General features: G+C 60.0%; 19 protein-coding genes. 12 read left to right on the top strand and 7 right to left on the bottom strand.

Translation table 11 applies throughout. The annotated features are described in order from the left end of the window. Positions 1-32 precede the first annotated feature (32 nt). On the top strand, positions 33-941 hold the full coding sequence (locus AC2D8U_RS10050) for a DUF350 domain-containing protein (protein ID WP_484618899.1): 909 nt from the start codon (positions 33-35) through the stop codon (positions 939-941). 50 nt (positions 942-991) lie between these two features. Further along, positions 992-1,705, top strand: coding sequence for a potassium channel family protein (locus tag AC2D8U_RS10055; protein WP_484618900.1), 714 nt, complete (start codon positions 992-994; stop codon positions 1,703-1,705). On the opposite strand, the gene AC2D8U_RS10060 is transcribed toward AC2D8U_RS10055, so the two are convergent. Continuing rightward, complete coding sequence (locus AC2D8U_RS10060; protein ID WP_484618901.1) at positions 1,681-2,550, bottom strand: CYTH domain-containing protein; 870 nt, start codon at positions 2,548-2,550, stop codon at positions 1,681-1,683. The two genes, AC2D8U_RS10055 and AC2D8U_RS10060, sit on opposite strands and share 25 nt — an antisense overlap. Before the next feature lie 227 nt (positions 2,551-2,777). Here AC2D8U_RS10060 and AC2D8U_RS10065 point away from each other — a divergent pair, with 227 nt between their 5' ends. The 4 genes from AC2D8U_RS10065 (at position 2,778) to putA (ending at position 8,957) form a co-directional block, all read left to right on the top strand. Beyond that, positions 2,778-3,455 (top strand): TIGR00153 family protein, encoded by a 678-nt coding sequence (locus tag AC2D8U_RS10065; protein WP_484618902.1) that lies wholly within the window; start codon positions 2,778-2,780, stop codon positions 3,453-3,455. 42 nt (positions 3,456-3,497) lie between these two features. Beyond that, positions 3,498-4,766 carry an inorganic phosphate transporter gene (locus tag AC2D8U_RS10070; RefSeq protein ID WP_484618903.1) on the top strand — a complete coding sequence of 423 codons (1,269 nt, stop codon included), beginning with the start codon at positions 3,498-3,500 and terminating at the stop codon, positions 4,764-4,766. A 196-nt stretch (positions 4,767-4,962) separates the two neighbouring features. After that, the gene (locus tag AC2D8U_RS10075; RefSeq protein ID WP_484618904.1) at positions 4,963-5,550 is read left to right on the top strand and encodes a TIGR04211 family SH3 domain-containing protein; all 588 of its coding nucleotides are present in this window, start codon (positions 4,963-4,965) and stop codon (positions 5,548-5,550) included. A gap of 230 nt (positions 5,551-5,780) precedes the next feature. Beyond that, complete coding sequence (gene putA / locus AC2D8U_RS10080) at positions 5,781-8,957, top strand: bifunctional proline dehydrogenase/L-glutamate gamma-semialdehyde dehydrogenase PutA (protein ID WP_484618905.1); 3,177 nt, start codon at positions 5,781-5,783, stop codon at positions 8,955-8,957. Positions 8,958-9,018: 61 nt separating this feature from the next. Here putA and AC2D8U_RS10085 read toward each other — a convergent pair whose 3' ends face one another. After that, complete coding sequence (locus AC2D8U_RS10085) at positions 9,019-9,984, bottom strand: general secretion pathway protein GspB (RefSeq protein ID WP_484618906.1); 966 nt, start codon at positions 9,982-9,984, stop codon at positions 9,019-9,021. Further along, positions 9,984-11,597 (bottom strand): ExeA family protein, encoded by a 1,614-nt coding sequence (locus AC2D8U_RS10090; RefSeq protein ID WP_484618907.1) that lies wholly within the window; start codon positions 11,595-11,597, stop codon positions 9,984-9,986. The genes AC2D8U_RS10085 and AC2D8U_RS10090 overlap by 1 nt, the downstream gene beginning before the upstream one ends. A gap of 101 nt (positions 11,598-11,698) precedes the next feature. Between AC2D8U_RS10090 and AC2D8U_RS10095 the strand changes: the two genes are divergently transcribed. Beyond that, positions 11,699-12,940 (top strand): multifunctional CCA addition/repair protein, encoded by a 1,242-nt coding sequence (locus tag AC2D8U_RS10095; RefSeq protein ID WP_484618908.1) that lies wholly within the window; start codon positions 11,699-11,701, stop codon positions 12,938-12,940. A gap of 47 nt (positions 12,941-12,987) precedes the next feature. On the opposite strand, the gene AC2D8U_RS10100 is transcribed toward AC2D8U_RS10095, so the two are convergent. Genes AC2D8U_RS10100 through folB form a run of 3 tightly spaced genes read right to left on the bottom strand, consistent with a single transcriptional unit; the run spans position 12,988 to position 14,651 of the window. Continuing rightward, entirely contained in the window at positions 12,988-13,782 is a 795-nt protein-coding gene (locus AC2D8U_RS10100) for an undecaprenyl-diphosphate phosphatase (RefSeq protein WP_484618909.1), read from the bottom strand. Between the two features lie 24 nt (positions 13,783-13,806). Continuing rightward, complete coding sequence (gene folK, locus AC2D8U_RS10105; protein ID WP_484619002.1) at positions 13,807-14,298, bottom strand: 2-amino-4-hydroxy-6-hydroxymethyldihydropteridine diphosphokinase; 492 nt, start codon at positions 14,296-14,298, stop codon at positions 13,807-13,809. Then, positions 14,298-14,651 carry a dihydroneopterin aldolase gene (folB, locus tag AC2D8U_RS10110; protein WP_484618910.1) on the bottom strand — a complete coding sequence of 118 codons (354 nt, stop codon included), beginning with the start codon at positions 14,649-14,651 and terminating at the stop codon, positions 14,298-14,300. The genes folK and folB overlap by 1 nt, the downstream gene beginning before the upstream one ends. A 119-nt stretch (positions 14,652-14,770) precedes the next feature. Here folB and plsY point away from each other — a divergent pair, with 119 nt between their 5' ends. Beyond that, entirely contained in the window at positions 14,771-15,367 is a 597-nt protein-coding gene (plsY, locus tag AC2D8U_RS10115; RefSeq protein WP_484618911.1) for a glycerol-3-phosphate 1-O-acyltransferase PlsY, read from the top strand. A gap of 138 nt (positions 15,368-15,505) precedes the next feature. Here plsY and tsaD read toward each other — a convergent pair whose 3' ends face one another. Continuing rightward, positions 15,506-16,528: a tRNA (adenosine(37)-N6)-threonylcarbamoyltransferase complex transferase subunit TsaD gene (gene tsaD / locus AC2D8U_RS10120; protein WP_484618912.1), complete on the bottom strand. Its 1,023-nt coding sequence runs from the start codon at positions 16,526-16,528 to the stop codon at positions 15,506-15,508. A 182-nt stretch (positions 16,529-16,710) separates the two neighbouring features. Here tsaD and rpsU point away from each other — a divergent pair, with 182 nt between their 5' ends. The 4 genes from rpsU to rpoD all read left to right on the top strand — a co-directional run bounded on the left by rpsU (position 16,711) and on the right by rpoD (position 21,175). Then, positions 16,711-16,926 carry a 30S ribosomal protein S21 gene (gene rpsU, locus AC2D8U_RS10125; RefSeq protein WP_298441470.1) on the top strand — a complete coding sequence of 72 codons (216 nt, stop codon included), beginning with the start codon at positions 16,711-16,713 and terminating at the stop codon, positions 16,924-16,926. Positions 16,927-16,928: 2 nt separating this feature from the next. After that, on the top strand, positions 16,929-17,372 hold the full coding sequence (locus AC2D8U_RS10130) for a GatB/YqeY domain-containing protein (protein ID WP_484618913.1): 444 nt from the start codon (positions 16,929-16,931) through the stop codon (positions 17,370-17,372). Positions 17,373-17,467: 95 nt separating this feature from the next. Then, on the top strand, positions 17,468-19,246 hold the full coding sequence (gene dnaG, locus AC2D8U_RS10135; protein ID WP_484618914.1) for a DNA primase: 1,779 nt from the start codon (positions 17,468-17,470) through the stop codon (positions 19,244-19,246). Between the two features lie 99 nt (positions 19,247-19,345). Further along, complete coding sequence (gene rpoD, locus AC2D8U_RS10140; protein WP_484618915.1) at positions 19,346-21,175, top strand: RNA polymerase sigma factor RpoD; 1,830 nt, start codon at positions 19,346-19,348, stop codon at positions 21,173-21,175. Positions 21,176-21,254: the final 79 nt, after the last annotated feature.

Raw genomic sequence — 21,254 nt, forward strand, 5'->3', positions numbered from 1 at the left:
TGAGCGCACGACCGACAAGGAGGGAGCAAAACATGATAATTCTGCAGTGGGTGGAGCGGCTCAACGAGACTCTTGCCCTGCTCCAGCTCACCCTGGAACTGCTCCTGGCCCTGGGCCTGTTTGTGTTGGCTCGCTACAGCCATGGATGGTTTGCCGGGGTCAACAGTACCGCCGAGTTGGCCGAACGCGACAATATCGCCTTTGGGATCAGTGTGGCGGGCGGCGTACTCGCCCTGGCCGTCGTCCTGTCCGGGGTCTTCCGCCTGCCCTACAGTGGCACGCTGCCTTTGCGTCTACTGTGGATGTCGGGATTGGGGCTCGCCGCGCTGCTGCTGATCCGCATCGGTCGCTGGTGGTACGACAAGTGGGGGCTCAACCGGATCGATAAACGCACCCAGATCCTACAAGGCAGCCTGGCCGTCGGCCTGGTGGATGCGGCCGTGGCCATAGCCATTGCCATGGTGCTCAAGGGGATGCTGTTGTGGCTGGGCACCCTGAGTGTGGCGGCTCTGCCCCTATTGGTGTTTAACTTCTTCATCGCCCTCAGCTTCCTGGTTCTGATCACCCGCATCCTGGAGTGGCGTTACCGCCGTCACAATCAGGGCGGCAGCCTGCAACAGGCCCTGGCCCAAGATCATCGCCCCGTTGCCCTGCGTCATGGCGCCTACCTCCTCGCCTGTGCCCAGGTGATCCAGACCGCGGGGCATTTTCAGCCCTACCAGCCGCAGATGCCGATCTTCACCCTGGCGGCCTGGCTCGGATGGGCCACCCTGGGTATGGGGCTACTGATCCTGCTAACGTCCCTGCTAAGGCGCCTGGTGCTGGCCAGGGTCCATATCAACATCGAAGTGGAACGGGAAAATAACGCCGGGATCGCGGCCCTAGAGGGCGCCCTGGTCTTTGCCACCGCTTATCTACTCAGTCAATTACTGCAACCATGAAAAAGAGCCCTCCCCTTCCCTCGCTGCTGACACCGAAAGAGTTCGGATTGATGCTGCTCTCATTGATTGCCGTCGTCGTCGTGCTGGTGATCGCCTTCAGTGAGCCCGATGCCGAAGTCACCCGGGTACTGACCATGGTTGATCTTATGATCTGCCTGATCTTTATCACTAACTTCTTCTACGACCTGGCCCGAAGCCGAGACCGTAAACATTACCTGCGCACCCACTGGATCGATCTGGTTGCGTCCATCCCGGCCATTGAGGCCCTGCGCTACGCCCGGATCTTTCAGGTATTGCGCGTCTTTCGCCTGATCAAGATGAGTCGTTCAATCTTGATCCCCCTGCTACGACAGCGGCAGGAAACCACCCTGACCAGCCTGATGTTGGCGATGATCACCATCATCACCCTGGCATCCGTGCTGATCCTGCTGGTGGAAGATGGTGCGCCGGGAGCCAATATCGATTCCGCCGAATCGGCACTGTGGTGGGCGCTGATCACCATCTCCACCGTCGGGTATGGCGATTACTATCCCGTCACCCTTGGCGGGCGGATCATCGCTTCCGTGGTGATCCTCACCGGGGTCAGCTTCTTTGGCGTGGTCGCCGGCTTCCTGGCTTCACTCTTTGTCAGCCAGGATGCCCAGGAGCATGAGGGGGCCAGGTTGGAGCAATTGGAAGCACAGCAGGCGGAATTACTGATGGAGATCCGCCGGCTTCGCGAAGAACTCACACGGCGCGATCAGGCCGATTCGGATAGCAGCTGAGTCAGCAACATCAATTGGCACAAACCATAACGGCGATCCGTCAGAAGCTGCTGTAGCCGCTCCCGCGTCAAAGGTTCGCTGACCAGGAAATCCGCCCCCTGAGTTTGTGCCACCTCCTCGAGTACCCGCGCCAGGGGCGCCAGTGCCGAGTCGTCTCCGGCCAGCAGCCGCTCCTCATTGCGTTGCCAGGCCTGCAACCGTCCTTCCGCGCAAGCGGGCCACTGGTGGCGCACCTGCGGCTTCGGAGAGAGTCCCGCCAGGCGATAGCCGCGGGCGGCTTTGGAGTCCAACCCCAGCCTCAGCGGATGCGCCTGAGCCAGGGCCTGGGCCAGATCCAGTAACAGGGACGGCTGTCCCCGAATCAGCTCCAGCTCCAGCTCTGCCAGGGTGTCCTCCTCTCCATTGGCGGCGATACTGCCCCGATCCAGCGCCAGCTCGATCTCGCCATCCCCATGCACAATGCGGCCGCTTTCCCGGGTGAAGTCAGTAGAAAACAGGGGGATCAGCTGTTGCTGCCAGAGGTTTCGCTGAGTCTCGCTCCATAGTGAATCAGGAAATAGCGCCAGATCCGGTGTATCCCGCTCAACCATCACATTGTACTCCGGCCTGGCGTGGAGGCCGCCCACGACCCGGCCCGCAGTCTTCAGAGTCTGCTCCCGCTCCTTGCCCACACGGCGGATCCTCAGGCCCATATCCTGGCGCCGCAAAGCCAAGTCCCGAGTATCAAAGTAACTATTTCCCAATTCTTTGCGCTCAATCACGTCCAATTCTGAGAGCACAGGACTGTTCGCCAGTGAGGACAGCCCGGAGCCATCATTGAGCAACAGCTTGATTTCTATCTCCACACTCCCTCCATTTTTCATAATAAATTCATGGCCTTGTAATATAAGTGACACGGTGTCATATAGCTGTCATATAAGTGAAATACCGTACGCACAATTCCAATGTCGTGGCTTCTGACACGGTTTGGATACACTATGCTCTTAATTGCACAAGAATACGTGTTGCGGTTCTGCTCCATGTGAGTATGATCCGCTCGCCGAATTAACAGGCTCCAACAGGATAGAAGGTCATGCCGGTAAACTTTTTGGGCGTTTTCGCCAAGTCACCGATCAAACCGCTCGAGCAGCACATTGACAAGATCCAGGGCGCGGCTCAACAGCTGCTGCCATTTTTCGATGCCGTCCTTGCCCAGGACTGGGAGAAGGCGGCTGAATTGCAACAAGGCGTAAGCCGACTGGAGCGGGAAGCGGATACCCTCAAGCACGAGATCCGCATGAGTCTGCCCAGTGGGATCTTTATGCCCGTCCAGCGTACCGACCTGTTGGAGATGGTGACTCAGCAGGACAAGATCGCCAACAAGGCCAAAGATATCGCCGGTCGTGTGATCGGTCGTGAGATGGCGATCCCCGCCCCGATGCAGGAAACCTTCATCGCCTATGTCACCCGCTGTGTTGACGCGGTTAACCAGGCCCACAAGGCCATCCACGAACTGGATGATCTGCTGGAAACCGGTTTCCGAGGACGCGAAGTGACCCTGGTCGAGGAGATGATCCAGGAGTTGGATCGGATCGAAGACGATACAGATTCCATGCAAGTTCAATTGCGTCGCCAACTGTTTGAGATGGAAAAAAGTCTCAACCCCATCGACGTGATGTTCCTCTACAAGATCCTCGAATGGATCGGTGATCTGGCAGATCTGGCCGAGCGCGTTGGCGCCCGACTGGAACTGATGCTGGCTCGCAGCTAACTCAACCTCCCAATAAATAGGTTTCCTTAACAAGGTTTTACCATGGTAGAAGTACTGGTAAGTAATGGCCACTGGCTCATTTTAGCCGCGGCATTGTTTGGTTTTTTGATGGCTTTCGGTATTGGTGCCAACGACGTGGCCAATGCCATGGGCACCTCCGTAGGCTCCGGCGCCCTGACCATCAAGCAGGCCATCCTGATTGCAGTGGTCTTTGAATTCGCTGGCGCCTACCTGGCGGGTGGCGAAGTGACCAACACCATCCGTAGCGGCATCATCGACGCAAGCTACTTCACCCATCAGCCAGAGCTGATGGTGTACGGCATGATCTCCGCCCTGTTGGCGGCGGGTTTGTGGCTGGTTGCCGCCTCCTGGCTGGGCTGGCCGGTATCCACCACCCACTCCATCATCGGCGCCATCATCGGCTTCGCCGCCGTCGGTGTGGGCAGCGATGCCGTTGCCTGGGGCAAAGTGGGCAGCATCATCGGTTCCTGGGTTATTACCCCGGCGATCTCAGGCTTTATCGCCTACCTGATCTTCCAGACCGCTCAAAAGCTGATCTTCGATACCGAACACCCGCTGGAAAATGCGAAGCGCTACGTGCCCTTCTACATGGGGTTTGCCGCGTTCGTGATGGCTCTGGTTACCGTCACCAAGGGGCTCAAGCACTTGGGCCTGAACTTCTCTACGCTGGAAGCCTACGCCCTGTCCCTGGCCATCGCCTTCGTGATTGGTCTGGTCGGTAAGTTCGCCATCGGTCGCCTCAAGTTTGATGCCAAAGCCGACCGCGACACTCAGTTTGGCAACGTGGAGAAGGTGTTTGGGATCCTGATGATCGCCACCGCGTGTTGCATGGCGTTTGCCCATGGCTCCAACGACGTGGCCAATGCCATTGGTCCTCTGGCTGCCGTGGTGACCATCGTCCAGGCGGGCGGTGAGATCCCGGACAAGGCGCCGCTGGTCTGGTGGGTACTGCCTCTGGGTGCTATCGGTATCGTGGCCGGTCTGGCCATCCTGGGTAAACGCGTGATCAGCACCATCGGCACCAAGATCACCCACCTGACCCCAAGCCGTGGTTTTGCCGCCGAACTGGCCGCGGCCTCCACCGTGGTGATCGCCTCAGGCACCGGCCTGCCGATCTCCACCACCCAAACCCTGGTGGGTGCTGTACTGGGTGTGGGCATGGCCCGCGGGATCGCCGCCCTGAACCTGGGCGTGGTCCGCAATATCGTGGTGAGCTGGGTCGTGACCCTGCCTGCCGGTGCAGCCCTGTCTATCCTGTTCTTCACCATCATTCGCACCATCATGAGCTAATGAGATGAACACACCAAGGGGACCCTCGGGTCCCCTTTTTGTTGCCCACAATCGAACAAGATTCGACTTGTCACCCGTCAACAAACCGATGTCTACATCAATTTTGCAATGAAGAGTCGATTTTCCCACGTTTAAGCCTTGTCTCCTCCGGGTCGATCTCCTAGCATGGGTTCCCCACAACACGGGTTAAAGAATTATGTTAAAACGCATCTCCGCCCTGCTGCTGTGCCTAATGGCGATCAGCAGTCCGGGTATGGCAGCGGACGCGAAGAATATTGTCTCGGAAGACATCTATATCTATCTGCAAGCGGGTCCGAGTACCCAGTTTCGCATCCTTGGCAGCGTCAAGGCCGGCGAGGCTCTGACCTACCTGAACGAACGTCAGGGCGATTACTCCAAGGTTCGTGACAACCAGGGGCGCACCGGTTGGATCCGGACCGAGTTCCTCAAGTCCGGCCCCGGCTTCCGCACTCAGGTGCCTAAGCTGGAAAAGGCTTTGGCGGACACTCGTGCCAAGCTGACCGAGGTCACTGCGGAGCGAGATGAGCTGCTCTCCAGCACCGGTGAGCAGCGTCAGGCCAATGCTAGCGCTCAACGCCAGTTGGACAGCGTCAGCGCTGAGAATGAGCGTCTGAAGAAAGAGGTCAGCACCCTCAAGAACAACGAGCGCTTCGTCTGGCTGAGCCAGGGGGGCGCACTGGCCGGTGCCGGCCTGCTGGTGGGCTTTATTATCGCTTACCTGCCACGGCCTAAGCGTCGCCGCAAAAACGACCAATGGATGTAATCTGCCATCGTTCGTGACAAAAACAGGCCCAAGTGGCCTGTTTTTTTGTCTCTGCCCTACCGCCTCCTGTGTCGTTTGCTTTCCACACCCTTTCATCTTCATCGAGCCACCTCCCCGCCCCTCTCCTGGCCTAAGCTCACACTTTGCCGGTACACTGTGCGCCAGTTCAAAAGGGATATTGTATACAAAATAAGGATGGCCGCTGAATCGGCCACCATAAGGGAGCCGCCATGTTTAAAGCCAGCCAGGTCCTTAAGCCCCAAGAGCAAGACAGCCAGAGTCTGTTTGCCCAGATCACCGACAACTACGGTGTCGAAGAGTCCGACTACCTGCAGGAGCTGATCAGCCTGGTTCCCACTGATGAGGAAGCGATCACCGCCGTGACCGAGCGGGCCCACGCCATGGTGGCCCAGGTGCGCCAGTTCGAAAAGAAAGGGCTGAGCATAGGGATCGATGCCTTCCTGCAGCAATACAGCCTGGATACCCAGGAGGGGATCATCCTGATGTGCCTGGCCGAGGCCCTGCTTCGCATTCCGGATCCCGCCACCGCCGATGCCCTGATCGAGGACAAACTCTCCGGTGCCGATTGGCGCCGTCACCTGAAGGCCAGCGACTCTCTGCTGGTCAACGCCTCCACCTGGGGGCTGATGCTGACCGGCAAACTGGTTCAGCTGGACAAAGGCACGGACAGCGAGCCGGCGGGACTGCTGGCCCGCCTGGTCAATCGGATGGGAGAGCCGGTGATCCGTCAGGCGATGTACACCGCCATGAAGATCATGGGCAAGCAGTTTGTTTTGGGGCGGGACATTGGCGAGGCCTTGAGCAACAGCGAAGAGAACCGCAAGCTCGGCTATACCCACTCCTACGACATGCTTGGCGAGGCGGCGCTGACCGCCGATGACGCAAACAAATACTTCGACGACTACTGCCTGGCGATCAAGGCACTCGGGGCACAGGCTTATGATCTCAGCCAGGCGCCCCGTCCCACCCTCTCCATCAAGCTGTCGGCCCTGCACCCACGCTATGAAGTGGCCAACGAGGCTCGAGTCCTCAGTGAGCTCAAGGAAACCGTACTCAGGCTGATCACCCTGGCCAGGCCACTGCAGGTTGGGATCAGCATCGATGCCGAAGAGGCGGACCGGCTCGAACTCTCCCTCAAACTGTTCGAAGCCCTCTACCGAGCCCCCCAGACCCAGGGCTGGGGGCTGCTGGGTCTGGTGGTGCAGGCCTACTCCAAGCGGGCCTTACCGGTACTGGTGTGGCTCAATGCCCTGGCCGCCGAGCAGGGGGACGAGATCCCCCTGCGCCTGGTCAAAGGGGCCTACTGGGACAGTGAGATCAAATGGTGCCAGCAGGGGGGCAGCGAAAACTATCCGGTCTTCACCCGCAAGGCGGGTACCGACATCTCCTACCTGGCCTGCGCCCGCTACCTCTTGTCCGAACAGACCCGGGGAAAACTCTACCCCCAGTTTGCCACCCACAATGCGCAGACCGTCGCCAGCATTGAGTACATGGCCGGCGATCGTGCCATGGAATATCAACGCCTTCACGGCATGGGCCAGGAGCTGTACGACAGCCTACTTCAGGCGACGGACTCACCCCGGCCAAGCGTGCGTATCTATGCGCCGGTGGGTGCCCACAAAGAGCTGCTGCCCTACCTGGTCAGGCGCCTGCTGGAAAATGGCGCCAACACCTCCTTTGTCCATAAACTGGTGGATCCCAATACCCCCATCGACCAGCTGGTGCGCCACCCCCTGCTCACCCTGCAGGACGCCCCCACCCTGGCCAATGACAAGATCCCCCTGCCTCCGGCCCTGTTCGCCCCGGCGCGACGCAACTCGCAGGGACTGAACCTCAACATTCACTCCCAGGCCGCACCCTTCTTCGCCAAGCTGGCCCAGCTCTCCCCGCAAACCTGGCAGGGGGGCCCGTTGATCGGCGGAACTCTGCTGACCGAGGGCCCCAGTATCGATGTGCACAACCCAGCCCGGCGGGAAGATCGTGTCGGTCGAGTCTGTTTCACCTCTCCCGAGCAAGCCGAACAAGCGCTGAGGCGAGCGAAGGCCGCCTTCCCCGCCTGGAATGCCAAGCCCGTCAGTCAGCGCGGCCAAATACTGGCAGGTCTGGCGGATCGACTGGAGCAGCACAGGGAGGAGCTGATCGCCCTGTGCACCCGGGAGGCGGGCAAGGGGCTGCAGGATGGGATCGACGAGGTGCGCGAAGCCGTGGACTTCTGTCGTTACTATGCGGTTCAGGCTCAAGCTTTGATGGACAAACCCCAGGTAATGCCGGGTCCCACTGGCGAGCGCAATGAACTGAGCCTGCAGGGGCGGGGCGTGTTCCTCTGCATCAGTCCCTGGAACTTTCCCCTGGCGATCTTCCTGGGCCAGGTGGCCGCTGCCCTGATCACCGGCAACAGCGTGCTCGCCAAACCCGCCGAGCAGACCAGCCTGGTGGCCCTACGGGCCACTCAATTGGCCCATGAGGCGGGCGTGCCGGTGGATGTATTGCAACTGCTACCGGGCAGCGGGGCCAAACTGGGCCCCCTGCTGACCGCCGATGAACGGATCGCCGGCGTCTGTTTTACCGGCTCCACCGCCACCGCCAAGGCAATCAACCTGAGCCTGGCGGCCCGGGACGGTGCGATCGTACCGCTGATCGCCGAGACCGGTGGGCAAAATGCCATGGTGGTGGACTCCACCGCCCTGCCTGAGCAGGTGATCACCGATGTGCTCCATTCCGCCTTCCAAAGCGCCGGCCAACGCTGTTCGGCCCTGCGAGTGCTCTATGTGCAAGACAGCATCGCCGAGCGGATCGTCACCCTGCTTCGGGGTGCCATGGCACAGCTGCATGTAGGGGATCCTGGCCATTACCGAACCGACGTGGGTCCTGTGATCGACTCGAACGCCAAAGCCCAGCTGATGGCCCACATCGAGCGGATTGGTCACGAGGGCAGGTTGATCGCCCAGGCGCCACTGAGCGCCGAATGCCAGCAAGGTCACTTCGTGCCGCCCACTGCGGTGGAGATCGATCATATTGAACAGCTGGATCAAGAGCACTTCGGCCCCATCCTCCACCTGATCCGCTATCGGGCTGACCAGCTCGATGAAGTGATCGCCCAGATCAACAGCACCGGTTTTGGCCTGACCCTGGGGGTACACAGCCGCAATGAGGGCCGCGCCCTGGCGATCGCCGCCGCCGTCAACGCCGGCAATGCCTACATTAATCGCAATCAGATCGGCGCCGTGGTCGGTGTACAGCCCTTCGGTGGCCAGGGCCTCTCCGGTACGGGCCCCAAGGCCGGTGGCCCCCACTATCTCACCCGTTTTGTCACCGAAAAGACCGTCAGCAACAACATCACCGCCATCGGCGGCAACGCCACCTTATTGTCACTCGACGAGCACTAGGCCAAGCAAAGCGGCGCCCCAGGGGCGCCGCTTGCTCTTCACGATCTTAGGCCGCAAACCGTCAGATACTGCCCAGGGCCGGAATGCGAAAACGCTGCTGATCCATCTCCAGTACGATCTCGTTGGGCAGGATCTCAGCTATAAACAGGCCAGGCGCCGCTTCATCTCCCTCCTGCAGCTCCCGACCATTGGCGCGTAACCAGCGCTTATCCGGCTGGCTGGCATAGACATGGGCGGTCACCGTCAGATCCGGCAACCGCTTCTGAAACGCCCAGGGCATCTGTCCCAACTTGGGGATGGACGCCACATCGGCTTGCGCCTGCGCCGAGAAGCTGCCCTGCTCCGTCGCTCGCTGGCGCGCCTGGCCAGTGGCCACCGCACGCTGTGCCTGCTCCAAGCTCTGCTGAAGCTCGAAGCTCAAAGACTCCGGCTCGGGTTCAAGCTGTCCAGCAGACGGCTCCGACTGAGTCTGAGATGGTGGCACCTCTAGCTCACCGCGAAACTCCGCCAGGGCCGACTCAAAGGCCGCCACCAGATCCGGATCGCTCGCCGACTCGCTGCCCCCGGCCATGGGTTGGCTCGGTTCCTCGGTGGAGGTGGGCTCTCTTTGCACTGTCGCCCACTCCCGCTCCACCACCACGGGCAGCTCGGCCAGCGGCGTCGGAACCAAGGCCTGGGGCTCCTCAACCGGCATCGCCTCCGATGGCGTCACGGTAACCGGCGGCGGCATGCTGATCCTCTGCGCCAGCCGGATAGGACCCTGGTCATCGAGGGCTGGCACCACAGTCACCGTTGGCGCCGGGGCAACGGCGGCGGGCGCAACCTTAGCACTCACCGGCAGCGACCACGGCATGGCCCAGCTCAACCAGCCGAACAGGGCGCCCAGCAGGGCGCCCAAGGGGGGCAACAGCCAGATAGGACGAAAACGGCGCTCGGGAGCCAAAGTTGGCATGGCCACCATGGGATCCCCCGACTCTGCGGCCTGGGCGTGGCGCTGGCGACCGGCGGCCTCCATAAGGATCGACATTAGCTGGCCTCCTGGCTGATGAAAGGGGAGCGTTGCAAACGAGGACCATCCTCACCGCCAAGCACACTCAATCGGGTCAAGGTCTGACTGCCCGCCAGGCCATCCGCCTTCAGGCCGTTGGCCTGCTGAAAACGGCGCAGCGCCTCCACCAGTCCCGGATCGAACGATCGCAACAACCGGGCCGGTCGCTGCTGCAGCGCCGCCAGACGATTCTCCAGCCACTGGATCTGCGCCAGGGGGGACTGTGAGCCGATCAACTTGGGCAGTGGGTCCCCCGGCCGCCATAACAGGGTAAAGTTGCCTTCAAAGGCCTCGATAAAACGGGTGTGATTGAGCCACAACCTCTGCTCTCCCAGTTGTATCAACCACTCCCGGGCGGCCCCGTCATGGGCCAGCAAGGTCGCATACTGCCGACGCCCCAGCTCGTCACGCAACTGCACCATGGCCGGCCGATCCAGGCTCAGCAACTGCTGCCAACTGCCGGAATCGCTCAGGCAGGCCAGCCCCAGCATCCTGGCAGCCTCACAGGGCGCGGCGGCAGGCAAAGGCTGCTGCCAATGATAAAACAGCCCCTGCATGGCGCCCAGCTCAGTGCTTGACCAGTCCGCCAGACGCAACGGCCTGGCCTCACTCTTGGCCTCCACCTGAATGTCAGCACGAGTCTCAGCACGAGTCTCAGCACGAGTCTCAGCAATGGATGACACCGGCAGTTCGTATGCCGGTGCCAGGCTCCGCACGACGAAGAAGGCCAGGCCCGCCGACAGCGCCCCCGCCAACCACCAGGGCCAGCGTCGCTGTCGAATGGGGGCCAGATCCAGCACCTCACGAGCGGCGACCTCCATCTCCCGGGCTCCCAGCATCGGCTTTTGCCGGGCATAGCCCCCCATCAGGGCCCGTTCGCAGATCAGATTGATGATGCGCGGCACCCCACCGCTGAGGCGATGCAAAGCCTTGACCGCCGAAGTCCGGAACAGGGGCTGGGCCCGTCCGGCAACATGCAGGCGATGGGCAAGGTAATCCGCCACTTCGCTGCGCTCCAGTGGCAGCAGGTGGTAACGGGCGGTGATCCGCTGGGCCAACTGGCGCAGCTCCTGACGGCGCAACAACGCCTGCAACTCTGGCTGACCAATGAGGATCACCTGCAGCAGTTTGCGGGTGTCGGTCTCCAGGTTGGTCAGCAAGCGCAACTGCTCCAGCACCTGGGGTTTGAGGTGCTGAGCTTCATCGATCACCATCAGGGTCTTGCGTCCTGCCTGATGGTTGGCCAGCAGAAAGGCGCTGATCCTGTCGGTCAGTTGCTTCAGGGTCGGATCGGGATCGTAGACGATCTTCAGCTCGTCACACAGGGTGGCCAGCAGCTCCAGCTCGGTCAGGGCCGGATTGAGGATAAAGGCCACGTCCGTGTCGGCGGGCAGGTTGGCCAGCAGGTTGCGCGACACCGTGGTTTTACCTGTGCCCACTTCGCCGGTCAGCAGGACAAAGCCGCCGTTTTCATTCAGGCCATAGAGCAGGTGTGCCATCGCCTCCCGGTGACGGGGGCTGAGAAACAGGTAAGCCGGATTCGGCGCAATGGAGAAGGGGCTGTCATTAAGCCCGTAAAAGCCTTTATACATGGGAAAAAAGAGCCGTGGCTTCGATGCGCTCAAGGTACGGCTATCCCCTCTCCTTGTCAAAACACGGGTATACTCCAGTTCGGTATTTTGGGAGAGAGTCAGTGAAGATCTATCTTGTCGGCGGCGCGGTCCGCGATCAACTGCTGGGGTTACCGATCAAGGATCGGGACCATCTGGTGGTGGGCGCCAGCATCGAGCAGATGAAAAACCTGGGCTATCGCCAGGTGGGTAAGAGTTTCCCGGTGTTCTTGCACCCGAAGACCGGTGAAGAGTACGCCCTGGCCAGAACGGAGCGGAAAACCGGCTTAGGCTACGGTGGCTTTGACTTCGATGCCGCCCCCACGGTCACCCTGGAGGAGGATCTGATCCGCCGGGATCTGACCATCAATGCCATGGCGCTGGATGATCAGGGCGAGCTGCACGATCCCCACGGCGGCCGAGCCGATCTGGATGCCCGGATCCTGCGGCATGTCTCCCCGGCCTTTGTGGAAGATCCCCTGCGCGTGCTGCGGGTGGCCCGCTTCGCCGCACGCTTCCACCCCCTGGGGTTTACCGTCGCCGAGGAGACCCTGGAACTGATGCAACAACTCACCGAAAGTGGCGAGCTGGATCATCTTAGCCAGGAGCGGATCTGGCAGGAGACCGAGCGCGCCCTGGCCGAGCCCGCCCCACAGATCTACTTTCAGTTGTTGGATCGTTGCGGGGCCCTGGCCTGTGTGTTTCCCGAGCTGGCCGCCCTCAAAGGTGTGCCTCAACCCGAGGCACACCACGGTGGACTGGACGCCTGGCAGCACACCCTGCGGGCGCTGGCGCAGGCCGCCACCGAGCAGGCCGAGACACCGATCCGTTTTGCCGTACTGACTCATGATCTGGGCAAGGCGCTGACCCCGGCAGAGCAGTGGCCCCGCCATATCGGCCATGAGCGAGCAGGCCTGGTGCCTTTACAGAGGCTTTGTGAGCGATTACGGGTACCTAACGAGTATCGGGATCTGGCCCGGCAGGTGTGTGTCGAACACCTCAATATCCACCGTGCTCTAGAGCTTAAGCCCGCCACTGTGCTGCGTCTGCTGGACCGTTGTGATGCCTGGCGCAAGGCCGAGCGTTTCGAACAGACCATCCAGGCCAGCCGACTCGACGCCATCGGCCGCCCCGGTCGCCAGGAAGAGAGCTATCCGGCCGCCCACTACCTGCGCCAGGCCTTAACCTGTGCCCTGGCGGTGGAGGTCAAGGCGGTGGTGGCCGACGGTTATAAGGGGGCGGCGATCCGCGACGAACTGGCCAAGCGCCGGTTACAGGCTCTTACCGAATTCAAGCGGCAGGCCAACAGCCACACCGGCGACTAGAGACAAAAACGGCAGCCCTAGGGCTGCCGTTGTACTTTTGCGCTTCGTTAAACAAAGAAGGCAAACAGAATGGCCGCCAGAGCCAGTCGATAGACCACGAAGGGGAACAGGCCCATTCGACCAATAGCCTTCAGAAACAGGTGAATACAGGCATAGGCCGAGACAAAAGCCACCACCAGGCCGATCAGCAGCGGCGTCCAGTCCACCGGCTCAGGGTTCTTCAGCAACCCCAAAGACTCATAACCGCTGGCCGCCAGGGTGATGGGGATGGACAGCAGGAAGGAGAAGCGGGCCGCAGTGAGTCGAGTCAGACCCAGCAGCAAGGCAGCCGTGATGGTCGCACCGGAGCGGGAGGTTCCCGGGATCAGCGCCAGGGCCTGGGCCAGGCCAATCATCAGCGCCAGTTGCCAGGTAATGTCGGTAAACTCCTTGCGCTCGGAAGCGGTGGCATCGGCGAACCACATCAGCAGGCCAAAGCACAAGGTTGTGCAGGCGATCACTGTGGTCGAGCGCAGTTCGGTGGAGATGATGTCACTGAACAGCAAACCGGCGAAACCAGCAGGCAAGGTGGCCAGGATGATCAGCCAGGCCATGCGGCTGTGCTCATTATGATGGCCCGCCAGTGATCCCGCCCAGTTAAGCAGCAGATTGGCCACATCCTTGCGGAAATAGATGATCACGGCGGCCAGGGTGCCGGCATGGGTCATCATATCGAACGCCAGCCCCTGATCCTCCCAGTCCAGCAACTGAGCCGGCAAGATCAGGTGGGCCGAGCTGGAGATCGGCAAAAATTCGGTTAGGCCTTGGACAATGGCCAAGACAATGGCCTGGATCGGATCCACGATAGCTTTCCTTGTTAACTCAGTTTACGACTCTGGCCAGAAGAATTCGGTCGGCCACAGTTTTTGGACTTTGGGGTGATCCTGCCACAACTGCGCCAGGGTTACTGTGACCCCGGGGACAATGCCATCAGGCCACAGCTGGGACAGGGGCCAAAGGACGAAGTCGTTGTGGAAGATCTCCGGCCGGGGCAGTTCGACCGGCTCGGCACACTGCACATCCCCATACAACAGCAGATCCAGATCCAGGGTCCGGGAGGCAAACTTCTTGGCCCCCTTGATGCGACCATGGGCCAGCTCGATGCGCTTGAAGCAGGCCACCACCTCACCAATCGACATGTCGGTGTAGGCTTCAGCCACCAGATTCAGGAAATTATCCCCTTCAAAACCCACCGCCTCACTCTCATACACGGTGGAGATCCGCACCCGATCAAACGCCTTTGCCAGATCATCCAGACCATTGCGGATATGGGTAGGGGCATCGATATTGCTGCCCAAGCTGATAAAGATCCGCTCCATCATGCCTTCCGCTCGATGCACACACCCACGGTCAGGGCATTCTTTACAGCCCCGGGCTTGGCCACCCGCACCCGCACTGCCGGTGCATTAAACTGCGTCAAGATCAGTGCGGCGATCTTCTCTGCCACGGTTTCCACCAGCTCATGGGGCGTATCCTCCACCAGGGCGGTGACCGCCTTGGAAACCGTGTCGTAACACAAGGCATGCTGGTAATCGTCCGCGGCGGCGGCCGGCCGGTTATCCCATGTGATCCTTAAATCGATCAGCAAACGTTGTCTGATCTGCTTTTCCCACTCGAACACGCCGATCACGGCTTGGCATTCGAGCCCTTCGATAAACACCTGGTCGGTCATGTGTTGTCTGGCGCTCCGGCTAAGGGTCGGATACCCTAGGTTAGCTTCGTTCACGTGCATTCCACGCGGATAAGGCGACGGATAATAGCCTAACTGATGATGGAAAAAAATCGCCGCCCATGACCCCCCTGACTCTGCTCCTGTGCACCCTCGCCTACCTGCTGGGCTCGGTCTCGAGTGCGATCCTGATCTGTCGGCTGCTTCAGCTGCCGGATCCTCGTGAGCACGGCAGCGGCAATCCAGGGGCCACCAATGTCCTGCGCCTGGGGGGCAAAGGCGCGGCAGTCATGGTCCTGTTGTTTGATGTGTTAAAGGGAACTCTACCCGTGTGGGGGGGGTACTTTCTTGGCCTGTCGCCACTGGCCCTGGCGGCCGTGGGGCTCGCAGCAACCCTGGGTCATATCTATCCCTGTTTCTTCGGCTTCAAGGGCGGTAAGGGCGTAGCCACGGCATTTGGCGCCGTGGCCCCCATCGGCTGGGACATGACCGGCGCGGTCTTACTCACCTGGATCCTGCTGGCCCTGGGCAGCCGTTACTCCTCTGTGGCCTCCATCGGCACGGCGTTGCTGGCCCCGATCTATGCCTGGCTGTTCAAGGGGCAATACGCCCTCTCCGTCGCCCTGGTGTGCGGCCTGATCCTCTATCGCCACCGTGCCAACATGTTGCGCCTGTGGCGGGGTGAAGAGCCCAAACTCACCGACAAGAAGTTGAAGTAGGTCAGGTTAGGCGCGCTCTGTTACTGATCAGCGCGCTGGCTCCATGAGCCGTAACCTGACATTGCCCAACTCGACATTACCCCAAGTAAAAGCCGCCGTTTCCCTTAGGAGACGGCGGCTTTTTGGTGCGAGTATGCTTTAGGCCAGCTGCTGCCCCGGCGCATTCAGCTGATCCAGGGGCCAGCGTGGCACCCCCTTGACCGCCAGGCTCTCCCCTTCACCGGCCTTGAGCCGCTGCATGCCAGCATAGGCGATCATGGCACCATTATCGGTACAAAACTCGGGACGAGGATAAAACACCTCACCGCCCCGCTTGCTCATCAGGGCTTCCAGTTGCTCACGCAGGTGTCGGTTGGCACTGACACCGCCGGCGATCACCAGGCGATCCAGCCCCGTCTGCTCCAGCGCACGGCGGCACTTGATCGCCAGAGTATCCACCACGGCATCCTCGAAGGCCCGAGCGATGTCCGCCAGGGCCGTCTCATCGTGAGCGGCCAGGGTATTGGCAGCGAAGGTCTTCAGGCCGGAAAAGCTGAAATCCAACCCGGGACGATCACACATGGGACGAGGGAATTTAAAACGACGGCTGTCGCCCTGCTGGGCCAGCTTCGACAGCAGGGGGCCACCGGGGTAATCCAGCCCCATCAGTTTGGCGGTCTTATCGAACGCTTCACCTGCGGCATCATCGATGGACTCACCCAGCAAGGTGTATTGGCCAATGCCATCGACCCGGGCCAACTGGGTATGACCACCGGAGACCAGCAACGCGATGAAAGGAAACGCCGGTGGCGTTTCCTCCAGCATGGGCGCCAGCAGATGGCCTTCCATATGGTGCACCGCAATGGCGGGCACATTCCAGGCATAGGCCAATGCCCGCCCGACGCAGGCGCCCACCAACAGGGCCCCAACCAGGCCCGGACCTGCGGTGTACGCCACCCCATCGATATCGTCCCGGGTCAACGAGGCCTTGGCCAAGGCCTCATTGATCAAAGGCAGGATCTTGCGAACATGGTCTCGAGAGGCCAACTCGGGCACGACTCCGCCGTAATCCGCATGCAATTTCACCTGGCTATAGAGGGTGTGGGACAACAACCCCTGCTGATCATCGTAAATGGCCACGCCAGTTTCATCACAGGAGGTTTCGATCCCCAGAATGCGCATGCTAAACTCTCTCGTCATCATCAAAGATGCGCAATTCTAGCGCCGCCGCTCGCCAGTGGCCAGTCTTCGCCGCACCGGACTTTACAAGTACCGTGCTATCGGAGTAGAATTTCGCACCATTTTGAATTGAGGCTGCTCAAAGATTGACCAGCCCTGAACCGAAAGTATTTCGAGGAAAACCGATGCCGGTAATTAAAGTCCGTGAAAACGAACCTTTCGACGTAGCCCTGCGTCGTTTCAAGCGCTCTTGTGAAAAGGCAGGTATCCTGTCTGAAGTGCGTCGTCGTGAGCACTACGAGAAGCCGACCACCGTTCGTAAGCGCGCTAAAGCTGCTGCTTCCAAGCGTCAAGCCAAGAAACTGGCTCGCGAAAACGCACGTCGCACTCGCCTGTACTGATCATGACTCTCATCGAGCAACTCAAGGACGCCATGAAAGTGGCGATGCGAGCCAAAGAAAAGGCTCGCCTGGGTACCATCCGCCTGGCACTCGCTGCAATCAAGCAGGTGGAAGTGGACGAAGCCAAAACCCTCAGCGACGATGAGATCATTGTGGTGTTGACCAAAATGGTCAAACAGCGCCGTGACTCCATCAAGCAATACGAGGAGGCTGGTCGTCCTGAACTGGCGGAGATCGAAGCGGCTGAAGTGGTTGTACTGCAGGAGTTCCTGCCACAACAACTGAACGCCGAAGAGATGGAAAAAGCGGTTGCGGACGTTATCGCCGAATCCGGTGCCAGCTCGATGCGTGATATGGGCAAAGTGATGGGCTTGCTGCAAGGCAAGCTTCAGGGCCGAGCCGACATGGCCGAAGTGGGCAAGATCGTTAAAGCCCAGCTCGGTTGAGTCGCCATCCCGATCACACCAACAAGCCGTGCCTGATGCACGGCTTGTTTGTTTGTGGTACACAGAATCGTTCCAAATAGTCAGGGTGAGTGTCAGTGGCCGGTCGGATCGCCAGAGAGTTTATCGATCAATTATTGTCGCGCGTCGACATTGTCGAGCTGATCGATGGCCGAGTAAAACTGAAAAAAGCGGGTAAGAACTACCACGCCTGCTGCCCGTTCCATAACGAAAAAACCCCCTCCTTTACCGTCAGCCAGGATAAACAGTTCTATCACTGCTTTGGCTGTGGTGCCCATGGCAATGCCATCGATTTCATCATGGAATACGATCGCCTGGAGTTCCCCGATGCCATCGAGGATCTCGCCGGGCAAATTGGCATGGAGGTGGTGCGCGAAGCCCCCAACTCAGATTTTCGTCGCGACGGTCAAAACCCCCGCCCCGCTCCAAGACCTAAGGGCGGCAGCGATGATCACTACAGCCTGATGCAATGGGCCGCCCAGTTCTATCAGCAGCAGCTACGCCAGCACCCGGATAAAGAGCGGGTGATCGAATACATCAAGGGCCGCGGCCTGGACGGTGACACGGTGCAGAAATTCGGCATCGGTTTTGCGCCGCCGGGCTGGGACAGCCTGATGTCGCAAAAGCGCGGTGATAACCGGGCCATCCACCTGCTGGCCGAGTGTGGCATGTTGATCGAGAAGGAAGGCACCAATCGTAAATACGATCGCTTCCGTGAACGCCTGATGTTCCCGATCTGGGACCGCCGGGGCCGGGTGATCGCCTTCGGTGGCCGGGTACTGGGAGAGGGCACGCCAAAGTACCTCAACTCGCCGGAAACCCCGATCTTCCACAAGAGTCATGAGCTTTACGGCCTCTATCAGGTTCGGCAGGCCCACCGCAGCCCGGAGCGGGTACTGGTGGTCGAAGGCTACATGGATGTGGTGGCCCTGGCGCAGCAAGGCATCGACTATGCCGTTGCGTCTTTGGGCACCTCCACCACGTCTGAGCATATTCAGCTGCTGATGCGCACGGCGCAAAATGAAGTGGTGTGCTGTTACGACGGTGACAGGGCTGGCCGCGATGCCGCATGGCGGGCGCTGGAAACCGCCCTGCCCATGCTCAAAAGTGGCAAAGCATTGAAGTTCATGTTCCTGCCCGACGGGGAAGATCCCGACAGCATGGTGCAAAAAGAGGGCAAAGAGGCGTTCGAAGCACGGATCGCCGAAGCGATGCCGCTCTCCGACTACCTGTTTAGCCATCTGAGACAGCTTTCGGATCTCTCCAGTGACGAGGGCAAGGCCAAGTTCATTGCCCAGCTCAAGCCTCTGATCGAGCAGATCGCCGACGAGGTGCTGCGGGAAACTCTGCTGCAGCGGCTGGAGACCGAACTGGGCTGGGGGGCCCGTAAACACTTTCGTTCCCCACCCCGAACCGGTCAGCAACCCCTGAGCAAGGCCCAGCGGGGGCGAGGCACACCGGTACGCCAGGCCATAACCCTGCTGCTCAGTGCTCCGGAACTGGGCTATGGCCTGGAACCCCAGACTGCCGTGCTCAACCTGGATCTCAAGGGAATGCCCCTGTTGCGCCAGCTGCTGGATCTGTGCCGCGCACAGAGCCTGACCACAGCCCAGCTACTGGAACGTTTTCGTGATACGCCGGAGTACGACGTACTGCGTAAACTGGCAGGCACCGAATTTGAAGTAGATCAAAACAAACAGCAAGAATTTGCTGATCGGCTCAAGGAGTTTAATTTGCGCTTTCTTGAGCAACTTTTGGCCCAAATTGAGGCCAAAAGTCGTATACACCCGTTAACGGCGGAGGAAAAAGCCCAGCTTTTGCACCTCCACCAGGCCATAGCGTCGTTCAAGCAGTAGCCTGAGGCTAGCGGTAAATTGCTAAAACCGTTATAATTGGCTATTTGCGCGTCACCGGCCGCTTATCCCACAGTTTTTAACCTTAAGTGGATGATATCAATGGATCAAACTCCGCAGTCGCAACTTAAGCTCCTAGTCGCCAAAGGCAAAGAGCAAGGCTACTTGACGTACGCCGAGGTGAACGATCACCTGCCATCGGATATGGTCGATTCCGATCAGATCGAAGATATTATCCAGATGATTAACGACATGGGCATCAAGGTCTTTGAATCCGCTCCGGATAAAGACGAACTGATGATGTCCGAGGATGCCACCGACGAAGATGCTGCTGAAGCCGCTGCGGCCGCCCTGGCCAGCGTTGAAGGTGAGCTCGGTCGCACCACCGATCCGGTCCGCATGTACATGCGGGAAATGGGTACCGTAGAGCTTCTGACCCGGGAAGGCGAAATCGTCATTGCCAAGCGCATTGAGGATGGCATCAACCAGGTTCAGTGCTCGGTTGCCGAGTACCCCGCCGCCATCGGCCTGCTTCTGGAGCAGTGGGACCGCTATGAAGCGGAAGAGATCCGTCTTGCGGAGATCATCTCCGGCTTTATTACCGAAGAAGACGAAGCCCCAACGGCGACCCACGTCGGCTCCGAACTGTCCCAGGAAGAGCTGGACAGTGAAGACGAAGACGAGGAGGACGACGACGAAGACGAGGAGGAGACCAACACCGGTCCCGATCCGGAGCAGGCCAAAGAGAAGTTTGACGCCCTGCGTCAGCACTACGACCTGGCTCGCCAAGCCTCCGCCGAGCACGGTAGCGACTCCCTCGAAGTGGCGATGATCGTCACTAAACTGTCCGAGCTGTTCAAAGAGTTCCGCCTGGTACCCAAGCAGTTCGACATGCTGGTGAGCAACATGCGCACCATGATGGATCGCGTTCGGGTGCAAGAGCGTCTGATCATGAAGCTGTGTGTGGATCAGGCCAAGATGCCGAAGAAGAACTTTATGAAGGTCTTCGCTGGCAACGAGTCTGATGAAAGCTGGCTGAATGCGGAGATCGATGCTGGCAAGTCCTACTCTGCCGCCCTGGCGACTCAGCAGGAAGAGCTGTGTCGTTGTATCGCCAAACTGCAATCCGTGCAGCAAGACACCGGCCTCTCCATTGCCAAGATCAAGGACATCAACCGTCGCATGTCCATCGGTGAAGCCAAGGCTCGCCGTGCCAAAAAGGAGATGGTGGAAGCCAACTTGCGTCTGGTGATCTCCATTGCCAAGAAGTACACCAACCGTGGCCTTCAGTTCCTGGATCTGATCCAGGAGGGCAACATTGGTCTGATGAAGGCGGTAGACAAGTTCGAATATCGTCGTGGCTACAAGTTCTCGACCTACGCGACCTGGTGGATCCGTCAGGCCATCACCCGCTCCATTGCGGATCAGGCCCGAACCATCCGGATCCCGGTCCACATGATCGAGACCATCAACAAACTCAACCGGATCTCCCGCCAGATGCTGCAGGAGATGGGCCGTGAGCCCAACCCGGAAGAGTTGGCCGAGCGCATGCTGATGCCGGAAGACAAGATCCGCAAGGTCCTGAAGATCGCCAAAGAGCCGATCTCCATGGAGACCCCTATCGGTGACGACGAAGACTCCCATCTGGGCGACTTTATCGAGGACACCACCCTGGCGCAGCCGATCGACTCCGCTACCTCAGAGAGCCTGAAAATGGCCACCAACGAGGTACTGGCTGGCCTGACCGCGCGGGAAGCCAAGGTCCTGCGGATGCGATTCGGTATCGAAATGAATACCGACCACACCCTGGAAGAGGTGGGTAAGCAGTTTGACGTGACCCGTGAGCGGATCCGTCAGATCGAAGCCAAGGCACTGCGTAAGCTGCGTCACCCGTCCCGCTCCGAGATCCTCAAGAGCTTCCTCGACGAGTAAGCCTTCGAACGCGAGGACTTGTCGCGACCGGTTATCAAAACCCCCGGCCAACCCCGTTGGCCGGGGGTTTTTGTATGCC

The sequence above is a fragment of the Ferrimonas sp. YIN67 genome, assembly GCF_057219095.1.